The following is a 12,779-nucleotide window of genomic DNA, read 5'->3' as shown; positions in this document are numbered from 1 at the left end:
TTTCTTTTTTGCTTTGGTTGCTTTGGGAGACAGGATGTACCGGTTTCATTCATGGATAGTTCTACCTTTCTGATAGGAATCCCTCCCCTTATATTTATAATGATAAAAAAGAGAGATTATATCATAAATTGGGGACATTTTCATCTGTGGTCTATTGAGACAATATCATATGTGGCTTATATTATGCTAACTGCCAAGTAAAAGTACTTGACAGTTAGCATTGCTTACGGTATACTAGCAAAGTACGAATTCACACGGGGCGGTGAGGCGATGATTGAAGATGTTGTACGCAAGGGCAGACTTCTTGATATTTACGGGCCGCTTTTGACAGAACGGCAGCGCCGTTGCATGGAGATGTATTTTAATCTGGACCTGTCCCTCAGTGAAATCGGAGAAGAGCTTCATATTTCGCGGCAGGGGGCCTACGATATGCTCAACCGGGCGTCCCGTTCGCTGGAAGGATATGAATCGAGACTGGGCCTGCTTGCCCGTACAGATGCCATCCGGGAGAAAATCGATACGGCTGTATCGCTGTTGGAGTCTGGCACAGAGTCGGCGCAGGAACAGGCAGAACATATATTGAAAGACATTGAATTGTAATGTGCGTAAATCAGAAAGGGAGGTCCATCAATGGCATTTGAGAGTTTGTCCGAACGGTTTCAGGCTGCATTCAAAAAACTACGCGGCAAGGGAAAGCTTTCTGAAGAAGATGTCAGTGAAGCGCTAAAAGAGATGCGCCGTGCCCTCCTGGAAGCGGATGTCAATTTCGCCGTTACCAAGGACTTCATCAAGCGGGTCCGGGAAAAGGCAGTCGGCGAAGAAGTATTTGGCAGTCTGAATGCATCGCAGACGGTCATTAAGATTGTCCGTGATGAACTGGCCGAACTCCTCGGTGGCACGCAGAGCCGTATCGCCATGGCCAGTAAGCCACCTACCATTATTATGCTGGTAGGGCTGCAGGGCGCCGGCAAGACGACGACGGCGGCCAAACTGGCCAGAAAGCTGCATGGCCAGGGCAAGAACCCGCTTTTGGTCGCGGCAGACGTATACCGTCCGGCGGCTATTACACAGTTACAGGTGCTGGGTCAGGATCTGGATATTCCCGTCTATACGGAAGAAGGGAGCAAAGATCCCGTTGCTATTTCCCAGCATGCCATACCATATGCCCTGAGTCATCTGAAAGATGTGGTCATCATCGATACGGCAGGGCGGCTTCATGTCAATGAAACGCTCATGGATGAACTGGTCCATATCAAGGAACAGGTCAAGCCCCATGAAATCCTGCTCGTCGTCGATGCCATGACAGGCCAGGACGCTGTGACGGCAGCATCTGCCTTCGATCAGGCGCTGGGCATTGATGGCATCATCATGACCAAGCTCGACGGTGACGCCCGTGGTGGTGCGGCCCTTTCCATCAAGGCCGTGACGGGTAAACCCATCAAGTTCATTGGCGTCAGCGAAAAGTTGGACGGCCTGGAAGAATTCCATCCCGACCGGTATGCATCGCGTATCCTCGACCTGGGCGATGTGGAAACGATCATCGAAAAGGCGCAGGCTGCTTTTGACGAAGAGTCGATGGCCAATATGAAAAAGGCCATGAAGAGCAATAGCTTTACCTTTGATGATTTCCTGGCCCAGCTGAACATGGTCAAGAAGATGGGGAACATGAGCAGTCTGGTCAGCCTGATCCCCGGGATTGGCAAATATAAGAAAGAAATTGATAAAATCGATATGGATGGCAAGGAATTCAAGCGGATTGAAGCCATCATCCAGTCTATGACAGCCCAGGAACGGGCCAGTGCCAATCCGAAACAGCTCATCAAAGACAGCCGCAAACGCCGTATTGCCAAAGGAAGCGGCACGCGGGTGCAGGATGTAAACCGCCTCATCAAGCAGTTTACGGATATGCAGAAGATGATGAAGCAGGCCAAGAAAATGCAGAAGAACAAACGACGGGGCTTTTTGCCACGTCTTCCCTTTTAGAGGCTTCTCATGAAGCGACAGTCCATATAAGGAGGTGATTTTCATGATTAAAATTCGTTTAGCTCGTTTAGGCGCAAAGAAAAAACCGATCTACCGCGTCGTTGTAGCTGATTCCCACGATGCCCGTAAAAACGGTCGTCCTGTTGCTACTCTGGGCATGTACGATCCGGCCAAAGGCGCTGACTGCCTGACTGTAGACGCAGAAGCAGCTCTGTCCTGGCTCGGCAAAGGCGCACAGCCGACTGATACCATTCGTTCTCTCTTCAAAAAAGCCGGTATCATGGCTCAGTTTGAAGCATCCAAAAAGTAAGTGAGGCTGGATACGATGGAAGAATTGATTGCTTGTATTGCCCGGTCTCTGGTAAAGAAACCGGAAGCAGTAACAGTTACAAAGATTCAAAAGAAAGGCCTCGAAGTCTATCAGCTTCATGTAGCCCCGGAAGATATGGGCAAGGTCATTGGCAAACAAGGCAAGATTGCCAAGGCCCTGCGCCTTGTCGTCAAGGCGGCTGCAGTGAAGGCTAACAAAAAAGTATCAGTGGATATCGTATAGGAGGAACCATGGATCAGATTACGTTGCGTGTACCGGTGACTGTCAAGTCCAAAGTTACACAGGCACTGAAAGACAAAATCATCAGAAATGCTGATCAGGCGTTGAGCGATATCGATCGTGAAGCTCAGAACCTGGAATTCCAGGCTAAGCGCATGATGACCGAACAGGCCAAAATCGACGCACAGGGTTTGATATCTCTTCGTGCGCAAGTGGAAGAACAGAAGCAGCACATTGCCGCTGCCAAAGCGAAAGCCCAGCACGAACGCGAACAGGCGGAACAGCTCGAAATCGGCTCCGAAATCCGGCAGGGAACGCTCGAACAGACGGTCGTTGTCAAAGTCGGAGACGATCTGGGCAAACTCATGGGCACGGAAATCTTGCTCGAAGACGACAAGATTATTGCCTTCCGCCAGTAATACGATGACGGGTATGGATCTCTATACTATCGGTCAAATAGTTGCCCCGCACGGTGTGCGGGGTGATGTTCGTATTTATCCCGATACGGATTTTCCCGAACGGTTCCTGCATATGAAATACGGGTACATCGACGGCAAGCGCTATGAAGTCAAGGCGGCACGGTTCCATAAACATGTCGTCCTGATGAAGTTTGCCGGTGTCGATGACCGTAATGCAGCGGAACTTCTGGTACACAAGGAATTGCAGGTGCCAAGGGAAGATCTGATGCCGCTGAAAGAAGGGCAGTACTATGTCTTTGATATCATCGGCATAGCTGTCTACAACCTGGAAGGCAGGCTGCTGGGGAAAGTGACGGACGTTCTGAAGACAGGAAGCAATGACGTTTACGTGGTAAACGATGACGCCGGCAATGAGCTTCTATTAGCTGTCATTCCTGAAGTAATACGCTCTGTGGATATCAAAGCGAAGAAGATGGTGGTAAATCCGCCAGAATGGATTGACGAATGAGAATCGATATAATTTCCTTATTTCCTGAATTTATAGAGGCTTTCTATCAGCATAGCATCATCGGCCGCGCACGGGCACAGGGACTCCTGGAGCTCGATGTGACTAATCCCAGGAGTTTTGTCTATGACCGGCACCGCATGGTGGATGACACCATTTATGGCGGTGGCTGTGGCATGCTGATGAAGGCAGGCCCGTTGTTTGCAGCCGTAGAATCGGTGCGCAGAGATGTGCCCCGGCGGCGTGTCATCCTCATGGGACCGGCCGGCTCGACCTTTAATCAGGCCAAGGCGCGTGAGCTGGCTGCTTATGACCAGCTCATTTTGTTGTGCGGTCATTATGAGGGTGTCGATTACCGGGTAGAGCAGTATCTGGCTGATGAAACGATTTCCATCGGCGATTTCGTCGTGACAGGCGGTGAAATGCCGGCTATGATCATCACCGATGCCGTAGCCCGCATGATTCCCGGTGTCCTGGGGTCAGCTGGCAGTGCTTCGGATGATTCGTTTTATCATTCCCTGCTGGAATACCCGCAATACACGAAGCCGGCCGTATTTCGCGGCCATGCCGTTCCAGAAGTGCTACGCAATGGCAATCATGCTAAAATTGCAGCCTGGCGCCGTGAACAGTCACTGCGCCGTACGGTGGCCAAAAGACCGGATCTTCTACAGGGTTGCTCTCTTTCGGATACAGACCGCATGATACTGGAACGCATACAGAAGGAAACGGAATTATGAAATCATCACTGTATATCGGGCTCGTTCACTACCCGATTTATGATAAAAACTTCAACGTCATTGCTACGGCCATTACGAATTATGATCTCCATGATATTTCCCGGTCGGCCCGCACTTATGGCGTAAAAAAATATTTCATTATCCACCATGTCGAAGCACAACTGGACATGGTGCGTAAGATTATCGATTTCTGGCGCAGCCCTGTAGGAAAGAATTATAATTCGTATCGTACGGAAGCTCTTGACATCCTCGACATCCGTCCTTCCATCGGGGCGGCTGTCCAGGCCGTCACCGATGCAGAAGGAAAAAGACCTTATGTCGTGACGACCGATGCCAGGACGTACGCCAATACGATTTCCTACAAGGACCTCCGACGCAAGAGAGAAGAAGAAGATACTCCTGTCCTGCTGCTCCTTGGTACGGGATATGGCATGACAAAAGAAACGATGGAACAATTTGATTTTATCCTGGAACCAATTTATGGTGCAGGGGATTACAATCATCTCTCCGTTCGTTCGGCTGCGGCGATTATTCTGGATCGTCTTGCCGGCGAGGACTGGTGGAACTAAAGAGGAGGAACTAAGATGTCCGGACATTCAAAATGGGCGAATATTAAACGTAAAAAAGGTAAAAACGATGCGATCCGTGGCAAGATTACGACAAAAATCAGCCGCGAAATCACGATTGCCGTCCGTATGGGCGGAGCAGACCCGACGGGTAATATGCGCCTGAAACTGGCTCTGCAGAAGGCAAAAGAAAACAATATTCCGAAGGATAATATCAAACGGGCTATCCAGAAGGGCGCTGGCGCAACGGAAGGCCAGAATTACGAAGAAATCACTTATGAAGGCTATGGCCCGGCCGGCGTTGCCGTCACGGTCAATGTCCTTACCGATAACCGCAACCGTGCAGCAGCCGCTGTCCGCCATGAATTTAGCAAACACGGTGGAAACCTCGGCGAAACCGGGTGTGTATCGTGGATGTTCAAAAATGAAGGTATTTTCATCGTGTCCAAGGAAAACGCGACGGAAGACCAGCTGATGGAAGTCGCTCTCGATGCCGGTGCCGATGATGTTAAGACCGGTGATGAAGAATTTGAAATCATTACCTCGCCGGAAGCCTTTGATAATGTAGAAAAGGCGCTGGCAGACAGCGGTATCGAAACAGAACATGCCCAGATCACGATGGTTCCGGATAATACCATTGCTCTCGGCGCTGAAGATGCCAAGAAACTGGAAAACCTCATCGATGCCCTCGATGAAATCGATGACGTCCAGGACGTATATCATAATGGGGAACTTCCCGACGAAGAAGAATAATAAAAAATTACAGCTTGCAGACCATATCTGCAAGCTGTTTTGCATGACAGGGGGATGCTGTGTGAATCACGGCATCCCTTATTTATCGAGGCTTATTCATACATAGCTGAAAACGCATCCTGCATCGGGAAACTAATACGTTGTAAACGTTTGCAGACACTGGCGCATAGCCGGAAGATATGGTTCTTTCGTTTGGGCATCGGCCGTCAGTGTCAGGATATACAGGCTGTTTCCCCATAAAAGAAGGTAGCGTTCGGTGTACAGGTCGATGATCTGATCCCCCAGGTAGAACCGTTGTGTATAGGTCAGACGGGATGCCTGATGGGTGCCGATATGAGTCATACCCGTGTGGATGTCCCGGACGGTATGATCCGTTTTCAATACGCGCCGGTAGGCTTCCCAGCTTTGTTTCAGATAGGCTTTTTGCTTGCCCGGGGATATGGGCTGACTTCGCTTTTCTTCCGAAATCTGGATGCAGAGCCGGCCCTCTGGCTGTACGGCTGCCAAGTGTATTTCCGGACGGGGCGGCGTAGTCAGGGCAAAGCCAGCGGGAAGCTGCAGGGAGATGCCCAGCCTGTCATCCTTCCATTCCCGGGCAGCCGGAGAGGACGGCATGTCCTGAGTCACTGCCGGCTGATGTGCGGCGGCAGCGGCTGGCCAGACTGTCAGGACAGCGATACAAAGGCAAAGGGCCAACAGCCATGATCCGATGAGATGCACCTTAATCCAGTTTCTTTTCATAATAGCGTAACGTAACAGGCAATATTCCATTTAGCATAGCCTTTCCCGTGCTGACTAGTTCAAATCCCATATTTTCATAGAGGTGGCTGGCGGGAATATTATCAATATTCGTGTCGAAGCGCATGACCGTACATCCCCGGGAACGGGCCTGGTCCAGGGCAAACTGTACCATCTGCCGGCCAATGCCGCGGCGGCTGTGCCCGGGGAGTACACAGAGCGTATGCAGTACCAGCACGTGTGCGGAATCTGCCGGATATCGCCAGGGCTGGGAAGCATATTCGTCGTCCTGATGGTGATTGAGGAGCATACTGGCCAGGAGCGTGCCCTCTTCATCGCGCAGTACGTACAGCCAGCCTTCGGCAACTCCCCGTTCGGCTACGGCACGGGTCGGATAGGTTCCCCGCAGCCAGTGCGTCCGGTCGCGATGGGAATCGAAATAATCGAACAAGGCTTCATAGCTCTGGGCTACGTCATCGATGTCATTGGATACAGCTTTTTTTATCGTCATAGGTCTTCATCCTTTCTGTCAGTAGATACTTTCAGCATAGGGGCTTTCCCGGCAGATGTCAAGCAGATGTGGTACAATAGAAGGAGAAAACGTTTTAACTGTGACGAAATTGTGATGGCCGGCACATGGCATTTCACGGTTCGGTCTGGTATACTAAATCATTATAGTGATAAAAGGGTGAGTACATGGAAACAGATATATACGGCATATACAGGACTTCGCTGGAACAGGTCATGGAAACACTGGTCCGGGAAATCCGGGCGTATAGTGAACGGGAAAAGGCCCGCACGGGTTCGACGATTTATGAACACTTGCTGTACCGCATAAAAACAGACAGTAGTATGCGCGGCAAATGTGACCGGAAAGGACTGCCGCAGACAGAACGTTCAGCATTATATGACATTCACGACGCTATCGGGCTGCGGATCGTCTGCCGGTTTATCGACGATATTTATACCAATATTAATTACTTACGCCAGTTGCCTCAGGTAGAGGTAGTAGAGGAGAAGGATTATGTCCGCCATGCCAAGCCCAACGGATATCGCAGCTATCATCTCATCCTCGCCGTGACGACACCGTTTATCGATGTGCTGGGACACAACCCGGGGCGCTACTTTGCGGAAATACAGCTTCGCACACTGGCGATGGATTCCTGGGCCAGCCTGGAACATGAAATGAAATATAAAAAACATATCCAGAATCCGGAAATGATCAGCCGCGAGTTGAAACGCTGTGCCGATGAACTGGCTTCGTGTGATTTATCCATGCAGACCATACGGAATCTGATTCGTGCAGATAACACAGGAGGGAAATCGTAATGAAAATCTTACTGGCAGAAGACGAAAAAGATATGTCGGCTGCACTGGTTGCCATACTGACCCATTCGGGGTATGAAGTCGATCCTGTCTATGATGGAGAGGCGGCAGTCCGCATGGCACAGAGCCATTCCTATGATTGTATGGTGTTTGATATTATGATGCCCAAATTGGACGGGGTACAGGCGCTGCAGCAGATCCGCGATGGCGGCGATGTGACGCCGGTCATTATGCTGACAGCCAAATCAGAAGTATCGGACCGTATCAACGGACTGGATGCCGGAGCGGACGATTATCTGACCAAGCCCTTTGCCATGGCTGAATTACTGGCCCGTTTGCGGGCCATGACACGGCGTTCGACGGCATTTACACCACAGAAGCTGCAGACTGGTTCCGTGTCTCTGGATGTGGCGGAACAGGAATTATGCAGTACCAATGCAGTCCGCCTTTCGGCCAAAGAAACGAAACTCATGCAGTTATTGATGATGAATGCCCATAAGGATCTGACAACTAGTGATATCCTCAGCCGCGTCTGGCCCGATGAGGACGAAGATGAAAAAATTGTCTGGATTTACATTTCCTATCTTAAAGAAAAATTAGCGGCTATCGATGCCGATATTACGATCCGGGGCGATGAAGGAGGTCCCTTCTGCCTCATGCAGGAGTCCTGATATGAGTATGATTAAAAAGATGCACCGGAAGTTTATCCTGGCCGGTACTGCCGCTGTCATCATCATCGTAGTCGGAGCACTGGCCGTCCTCAATGCTATCGTGTATATGCATGAAATAAGGGAAATCGACTGGATTATAACTTCTATTGCTGAAAATGACGGAACGTTGCCGGATGGACGGCAGATTCATCGTGATGCAGGCTGGTCAGCCGTCGATAAAGTACTGCTGGACGGTGATGACTGGATTTCCAGTACACCCGATTTTCTCTACCAGGTACGATATTTTTCTGTCTACTGGGATGCAGACCAGACTGTGTCCCGTGTCGATATCAGTCATACCGCTGCTTTTGATGCTTCTTCAGCAATTGTCTATGCTGACATGGCATCCCACCTTTCCAGTGATAAAGGTTTCCTCAATAGAGATAAGGCCGTTTATGCCTATCTCAGGAAGGACTATCCCGATGGGTCCCGGCTGCTCATTGTACTGGACAGCACGAAAAATATCATGTCCATCAATCATATGCTGCGCTATTCCTTCTGGTTTGGTCTGATTGTCATTGTTCTGTATGTAATCATTCTGGCGGCTTTGTCCAGCCTGGCCGTCCGGCCTTTTGTCCGCAATATGGAAAACCAGAAACGGTTTATTACCAATGCCGGCCACGAATTAAAAACACCGATTGCCATCATTTCGGCCAATGCTGAGACTATCGAGATGCTCAACGGCAAGAGTCAGTGGACGGACAATATTTTAAAACAGGTCCGGCGCCAGTCACAGCTGATCAATGATTTGATCATGCTGGCAAAAAGGGGCGAACGTTCCCGGACAGATATAACGCTGCAGGATATAGATATTTCTCATGAAATCCAGTCGGCTGTCCAATCTTTCGATGCTCTGGCCAAAGACCAGGGAAAGATGCTCGTGCCACGCATAAAAGAGGGAATCCATGTCGTGGCGGATCAGCGCTGTGTCTATGAAATCGCCAGTATCCTTCTCGATAATGCCGTTAAGTATTGCGATGAAGCAGGAACGATTACCGTGACTCTGACGACGAAGAAAATCGGCAAGGGGGCTGTACTGACCGTCTCTAATGATTTTGCCGGTGGAAAGGGCGTCGATTATACGAGGTTTTTCGAACGTTTCTATCGGGGGGATGAATCGCACAGCAGTGCCAAAGCCGGATACGGTATCGGCCTGTCTATGGCAGAAGAACTGGTGCGGCTGTTGAAAGGCTCTATCAATGTTTCGTATAAGAATGGCGTCATCACCTTTACGGTGACACTTTGATTTTTTACTATCATACGGACTTTGTGATATGATTGAGATATCTTTTAGGAAAGAACAGGTGAATGGTATGGATACAAAGGATACAAAAAAACAACTATGCCGCATCGGCCGGAAGATGAAGGAAGGCGGGCTGGTCGTAGCCTGCGATGGTAATATCAGTTATCGCCGCGACGACGGCCTGATTGTCATCACGCCTTCCGGTGTGCCAAAGGGAGAACTCAGGCCGTCCGACCTGCTGCTCATCGACATGCAGGGGCATATCGTAAAAGGAAAAGGCAAGGCGTCGTCCGAAACGAGCCTTCATCTGGAAATCTATAAGGCCCGTCCTGATGTGAAAGCCATCGTCCACTGCCATCCTGTGACGGCTACGGCTGTATCAGTGGCAGGATTGGAATTTCCCAGTCAGGTCGTAACGGAAGGGCGGGATTTCCTCGGACCGGTCATAACCGTGCCTTTTGCCGAACCGGGATCAATGGATCTGGCCGTCAAGTGTGCCCAGGGATTGAAGAAAGTCAATGTCATCCTCATGGCAAGTCATGGGGCTTGTGCTGTAGGTACGAACCTCAACCAGGCATTTTATCGAATGGAAACGCTGGAATCAGTGGCTAAAATATACCGCAATGCCATGACTTTTCATGCAGCCTATCGTGTAATCCATGAAGAAGGACAGGTACATAGCCTGGCTGATGTATTTACCTTATAAGATATAAAAAAACAGGGACCGTCCCATGATGTGCGTTCATGGAACAGTTCCTGTTTTTTGTTTGAGGTTTTAGACGGCGGCAAAGAAGACATAACGGATGATGAGGAAGGCGAGTGCTCCCATGACGGCCGTGCAGGGGATGGTAAGGACCCAGGCAGAAACCATCTGGCGCGCTACGTTCCAGTGGACGGCTTTAACGCGCTGGGCAGCGCCCACACCCATGATAGATCCGGATACGACATGGGTCGTCGATACGGGCAGGTGAAGCAGCGTGGCCGTAAAGATAACAACTGCCGAGTTGAGATCGGCAGCAAATCCGTGGATGGGATGCATCTTGAAAATTTTGCCGCCTACCGTACGGATGATTTTCCAGCCGCCTACACTGGTTCCCAGGGCCATGGCGGCAGCGCAGAGCAGTTTGACGATAGTAGGAACTTCCAGTGTGTCGATGAATCCGCCGGAAAGCAGGGCCAGTGTAATGATCCCCATCGATTTCTGGGCATCATTGGATCCGTGGGAAAAGGCCATGAGAGCAGCGGACAGTATCTGTAGCCGGTTGGCCGTCAGGTTGACGACGGCCGGACGGTAATTATGGCAGAAGGAAAAGAGGAGGTTCATGATAATATAACCGACGATGATGGCGGTTATAGGGGACAGGATAAGGGAGAGAAAAATTTTTAATATGCCCCAGCCGTTGAGGGCACCGAAGCCGACAGAAATGGCAACGGCGCCAATCATGCCGCCTATAAGAGCGTGAGAAGAGCTGGACGGCATGCCGACGTACCAGGTCAGGAGATTCCATATGATGGCTCCTGTCAGGCCGGACACGATAATCAGTTCATTGATCATACTGGCCGATATGACGATATCGCCGCCAATCGTTTTGGCAACGCCTGTAGAAATCATGGCACCGATAAAGTTCAGGATAGCCGTACCGATGATAGCCAGGCCGGGCCGGATTGCCCGTGTCGATACGCAGGTAGCGATGGCATTGGCTGTATCGTGGAAGCCGTTGATGAAATCAAAAATCAGGGCCAGAACGACGACGAGGATAATCATGTACGTATCAAGCATACTTCATAACCACTCCTTTGATCAGGTTACCCAGTGCTTCTACTTTATCCGCTGTTTCTTCGATGGACGCCATCGTATCTTTCCAGCGGATGACATCCAGAAGCGGCATTTCCCCGCTGAAAATACGGGACATTTCTGCCCGGTAGATATGGTCTACTTCTGTTTCCATCTTGTTGAGCTTTTCCGTATGGTAAATGAGTTCTGCCTGGTGCTTGTCGATATTCTTTAACAATTCAAAGGTGCTGGCCAGTTCATTTCCCATATCGATGAGGACTTCCGTACCACGCACGGCAGCCGGCGTCGATTGGGTAATATGGTACATATCGACGCGCATGATAAAGCCGTGGAGGTTGTCGATACAGTCTTCCAGCCGGCAGGACAGATTGTAAAAATCTTCTCTGTCGATCGGCGTGATAAATACGCGGGCCAGTTGTTTGATGACATCAAAATTGACTTTGTCTGCCCCGTGTTCCAGATTGGTAATTTCTTCCATATGATCCGGCAGGAGTGACAGGTCTTTCATGACTTCGTTGGCGATGACGGCGCCGCGCCGGAATTTCTCGGCATTTTCGATGAGATAGTCAAAAAATTCTTCGTGTTTATTGCTGATGCTGAACATGTAAGGTACGCCTCCTAATATACTCTTTTCAAAGTATACGTATACTTTGTCAGTCCTGTGTAAATACTTTGTAAAAATCATGTAAATTTAAAGGAAGTATTTACTACTTATTTACTACTATTTTACCATGCTTTACCAGCTCTTGACATGTATACAAGGAGAAAAATAGAAAAAAATAACTGACAACCGGAAAAATTCCAGCTGTCAGTTATTATTAGTGAATCATAGTCGTTACGAGGAGGGCCAGATGATTGATTCCTTGGGGAACGCAGGCCGGGACATAGGTTACGATGAGTGCCGTAGAGGCCAGACCTACAACCGTCAGCCAGGCTTCGCAGTCGCTGCCCCAGATATATTCGCCAAGTTTGACGCAAGCGCCGCCGATAGCTACCAAAGCAGTAAGCATGGCTAACGTTGCCACGGGACTGCCGGGATAGAGATGGCTCAGTACAAGAAGTACGAACAGACCTATTACAATCAGATTTTTCATCAAATATTTCCCCCTCAATATTTATAATGGCTATATTATAGCTATGAGATTGGGTGCAGTCAATTACTAATGATTATTTCTTCGTATCAATACTGCAAGTATAAAATGTGTTATGTGACTAGTTCAAATCTCTATGATTTGCTATAATTAAAAACTGGGAATGAATCAGGGGAGAAGGTTGAACATCGATGAGCTGGCTGAAAAAACAATTAGGAAAAGTAAAGACCGGTTTAACCCAGAAGGCACGTCCGGATACAGATCATGTTCTGGATGACATACGGGCGTATACGGCTGAACCGGCCGATGGCCTGCCTGAATACGACCGCCTGCTGACGGTATTACGGAACAGTGCGTCTGAAT

18 protein-coding genes are annotated in these 12,779 nt (G+C 49.6%); 13 read left to right on the top strand and 5 right to left on the bottom strand.

The genetic code is table 11. The features are described 5' to 3' along the window. Positions 1 to 270 precede the first annotated feature (270 nt). From ylxM to B4H10_RS05830, 9 genes are read left to right on the top strand one after another with little or no spacing between them, the layout of a single operon-like run. A complete protein-coding gene (gene ylxM, locus B4H10_RS05870; protein WP_072235719.1) occupies positions 271 to 600 on the top strand; it encodes a YlxM family DNA-binding protein in 330 nt (109 codons plus the stop codon). A gap of 30 nt (positions 601 to 630) precedes the next feature. Next, entirely contained in the window at positions 631 to 1,983 is a 1,353-nt protein-coding gene (ffh, locus tag B4H10_RS05865) for a signal recognition particle protein (RefSeq protein ID WP_059075946.1), read from the top strand. 43 nt (positions 1,984 to 2,026) lie between these two features. Beyond that, a complete protein-coding gene (gene rpsP / locus B4H10_RS05860) occupies positions 2,027 to 2,293 on the top strand; it encodes a 30S ribosomal protein S16 (RefSeq protein WP_059075947.1) in 267 nt (88 codons plus the stop codon). Between the two features lie 15 nt (positions 2,294 to 2,308). Continuing rightward, on the top strand, positions 2,309 to 2,536 hold the full coding sequence (locus B4H10_RS05855) for a KH domain-containing protein (protein ID WP_059075948.1): 228 nt from the start codon (positions 2,309 to 2,311) through the stop codon (positions 2,534 to 2,536). An 8-nt stretch (positions 2,537 to 2,544) separates the two neighbouring features. Then, positions 2,545 to 2,952, top strand: a complete 408-nt coding sequence (locus B4H10_RS05850; RefSeq protein ID WP_059075949.1) for a YlqD family protein — start codon at positions 2,545 to 2,547, stop codon at positions 2,950 to 2,952. Positions 2,953 to 2,956: 4 nt separating this feature from the next. Then, positions 2,957 to 3,460: a ribosome maturation factor RimM gene (gene rimM, locus B4H10_RS05845; RefSeq protein WP_059076027.1), complete on the top strand. Its 504-nt coding sequence runs from the start codon at positions 2,957 to 2,959 to the stop codon at positions 3,458 to 3,460. After that, positions 3,457 to 4,194, top strand: a complete 738-nt coding sequence (gene trmD, locus B4H10_RS05840) for a tRNA (guanosine(37)-N1)-methyltransferase TrmD (RefSeq protein ID WP_059075950.1) — start codon at positions 3,457 to 3,459, stop codon at positions 4,192 to 4,194. Before rimM ends, trmD begins: the two co-directional genes overlap by 4 nt. Continuing rightward, a complete protein-coding gene (locus tag B4H10_RS05835; protein ID WP_059075951.1) occupies positions 4,191 to 4,763 on the top strand; it encodes an RNA methyltransferase in 573 nt (190 codons plus the stop codon). Before trmD ends, B4H10_RS05835 begins: the two co-directional genes overlap by 4 nt. A gap of 15 nt (positions 4,764 to 4,778) precedes the next feature. Further along, the gene (locus B4H10_RS05830; RefSeq protein WP_113855740.1) at positions 4,779 to 5,513 is read left to right on the top strand and encodes a YebC/PmpR family DNA-binding transcriptional regulator; all 735 of its coding nucleotides are present in this window, start codon (positions 4,779 to 4,781) and stop codon (positions 5,511 to 5,513) included. Between the two features lie 132 nt (positions 5,514 to 5,645). Here the strand turns inward: B4H10_RS05830 and B4H10_RS05825 are convergent, their stop codons facing one another. Continuing rightward, complete coding sequence (locus B4H10_RS05825) at positions 5,646 to 6,254, bottom strand: hypothetical protein (RefSeq protein ID WP_292018376.1); 609 nt, start codon at positions 6,252 to 6,254, stop codon at positions 5,646 to 5,648. Continuing rightward, complete coding sequence (locus tag B4H10_RS05820) at positions 6,235 to 6,762, bottom strand: GNAT family N-acetyltransferase (protein ID WP_292018375.1); 528 nt, start codon at positions 6,760 to 6,762, stop codon at positions 6,235 to 6,237. The genes B4H10_RS05825 and B4H10_RS05820 overlap by 20 nt, the downstream gene beginning before the upstream one ends. 185 nt (positions 6,763 to 6,947) lie before the next feature. Here B4H10_RS05820 and B4H10_RS05815 point away from each other — a divergent pair, with 185 nt between their 5' ends. The 4 genes from B4H10_RS05815 (at position 6,948) to B4H10_RS05800 (ending at position 10,236) form a co-directional block, all read left to right on the top strand. Further along, on the top strand, positions 6,948 to 7,580 hold the full coding sequence (locus tag B4H10_RS05815; RefSeq protein WP_150824238.1) for a GTP pyrophosphokinase: 633 nt from the start codon (positions 6,948 to 6,950) through the stop codon (positions 7,578 to 7,580). Beyond that, positions 7,580 to 8,248, top strand: coding sequence for a response regulator transcription factor (locus B4H10_RS05810; protein WP_113855744.1), 669 nt, complete (start codon positions 7,580 to 7,582; stop codon positions 8,246 to 8,248). The genes B4H10_RS05815 and B4H10_RS05810 overlap by 1 nt, the downstream gene beginning before the upstream one ends. A 1-nt stretch (position 8,249) precedes the next feature. After that, entirely contained in the window at positions 8,250 to 9,533 is a 1,284-nt protein-coding gene (locus B4H10_RS05805) for a sensor histidine kinase (protein ID WP_292018374.1), read from the top strand. Positions 9,534 to 9,600: 67 nt separating this feature from the next. After that, the gene (locus B4H10_RS05800; RefSeq protein WP_170087209.1) at positions 9,601 to 10,236 is read left to right on the top strand and encodes a class II aldolase/adducin family protein; all 636 of its coding nucleotides are present in this window, start codon (positions 9,601 to 9,603) and stop codon (positions 10,234 to 10,236) included. 69 nt (positions 10,237 to 10,305) lie between these two features. Here B4H10_RS05800 and B4H10_RS05795 read toward each other — a convergent pair whose 3' ends face one another. The 3 genes from B4H10_RS05795 to B4H10_RS05785 form a co-directional block, all read right to left on the bottom strand. Beyond that, positions 10,306 to 11,310: an inorganic phosphate transporter gene (locus B4H10_RS05795; RefSeq protein WP_292018373.1), complete on the bottom strand. Its 1,005-nt coding sequence runs from the start codon at positions 11,308 to 11,310 to the stop codon at positions 10,306 to 10,308. Beyond that, the gene (locus B4H10_RS05790) at positions 11,303 to 11,929 is read right to left on the bottom strand and encodes a DUF47 domain-containing protein (RefSeq protein WP_059075960.1); all 627 of its coding nucleotides are present in this window, start codon (positions 11,927 to 11,929) and stop codon (positions 11,303 to 11,305) included. The genes B4H10_RS05795 and B4H10_RS05790 overlap by 8 nt, the downstream gene beginning before the upstream one ends. A 214-nt stretch (positions 11,930 to 12,143) precedes the next feature. Further along, positions 12,144 to 12,419 (bottom strand): hypothetical protein, encoded by a 276-nt coding sequence (locus B4H10_RS05785; protein WP_059075961.1) that lies wholly within the window; start codon positions 12,417 to 12,419, stop codon positions 12,144 to 12,146. Between the last annotated feature and the right edge of the window lie 360 nt (positions 12,420 to 12,779).

This window comes from Megasphaera sp. UBA4382, from assembly GCF_002391155.1.
GTDB lineage: Bacteria > Bacillota > Negativicutes > Veillonellales > Megasphaeraceae > Megasphaera > Megasphaera hexanoica.
The sequence above is the reverse complement of the archived record's forward strand: the minus strand, read 5'-3'. Positions and strand labels throughout refer to the sequence as shown.

Bases quoted from the DNA above. Each gene is read 5' to 3' on its own strand.
- ylxM (WP_072235719.1), top strand. From the start codon at position 271: ATGATTGAAGATGTTGTACGCAAGGGCAGACTTCTTGATATTTACGGG.
- ffh (WP_059075946.1), top strand. From the start codon at position 631: ATGGCATTTGAGAGTTTGTCCGAACGGTTTCAGGCTGCATTCAAAAAA.
- rpsP (WP_059075947.1), top strand. From the start codon at position 2,027: ATGATTAAAATTCGTTTAGCTCGTTTAGGCGCAAAGAAAAAACCGATC.
- B4H10_RS05855 (WP_059075948.1), top strand. From the start codon at position 2,309: ATGGAAGAATTGATTGCTTGTATTGCCCGGTCTCTGGTAAAGAAACCG.
- B4H10_RS05850 (WP_059075949.1), top strand. From the start codon at position 2,545: ATGGATCAGATTACGTTGCGTGTACCGGTGACTGTCAAGTCCAAAGTT.
- rimM (WP_059076027.1), top strand. From the start codon at position 2,957: ATGACGGGTATGGATCTCTATACTATCGGTCAAATAGTTGCCCCGCAC.
- trmD (WP_059075950.1), top strand. From the start codon at position 3,457: ATGAGAATCGATATAATTTCCTTATTTCCTGAATTTATAGAGGCTTTC.
- B4H10_RS05835 (WP_059075951.1), top strand. From the start codon at position 4,191: ATGAAATCATCACTGTATATCGGGCTCGTTCACTACCCGATTTATGAT.
- B4H10_RS05830 (WP_113855740.1), top strand. From the start codon at position 4,779: ATGTCCGGACATTCAAAATGGGCGAATATTAAACGTAAAAAAGGTAAA.
- B4H10_RS05825 (WP_292018376.1), bottom strand. From the start codon at position 6,254: ATGAAAAGAAACTGGATTAAGGTGCATCTCATCGGATCATGGCTGTTG.
- B4H10_RS05820 (WP_292018375.1), bottom strand. From the start codon at position 6,762: ATGACGATAAAAAAAGCTGTATCCAATGACATCGATGACGTAGCCCAG.
- B4H10_RS05815 (WP_150824238.1), top strand. From the start codon at position 6,948: ATGGAAACAGATATATACGGCATATACAGGACTTCGCTGGAACAGGTC.
- B4H10_RS05810 (WP_113855744.1), top strand. From the start codon at position 7,580: ATGAAAATCTTACTGGCAGAAGACGAAAAAGATATGTCGGCTGCACTG.
- B4H10_RS05805 (WP_292018374.1), top strand. From the start codon at position 8,250: ATGAGTATGATTAAAAAGATGCACCGGAAGTTTATCCTGGCCGGTACT.
- B4H10_RS05800 (WP_170087209.1), top strand. From the start codon at position 9,601: ATGGATACAAAGGATACAAAAAAACAACTATGCCGCATCGGCCGGAAG.
- B4H10_RS05795 (WP_292018373.1), bottom strand. From the start codon at position 11,310: ATGCTTGATACGTACATGATTATCCTCGTCGTCGTTCTGGCCCTGATT.
- B4H10_RS05790 (WP_059075960.1), bottom strand. From the start codon at position 11,929: ATGTTCAGCATCAGCAATAAACACGAAGAATTTTTTGACTATCTCATC.
- B4H10_RS05785 (WP_059075961.1), bottom strand. From the start codon at position 12,419: ATGAAAAATCTGATTGTAATAGGTCTGTTCGTACTTCTTGTACTGAGC.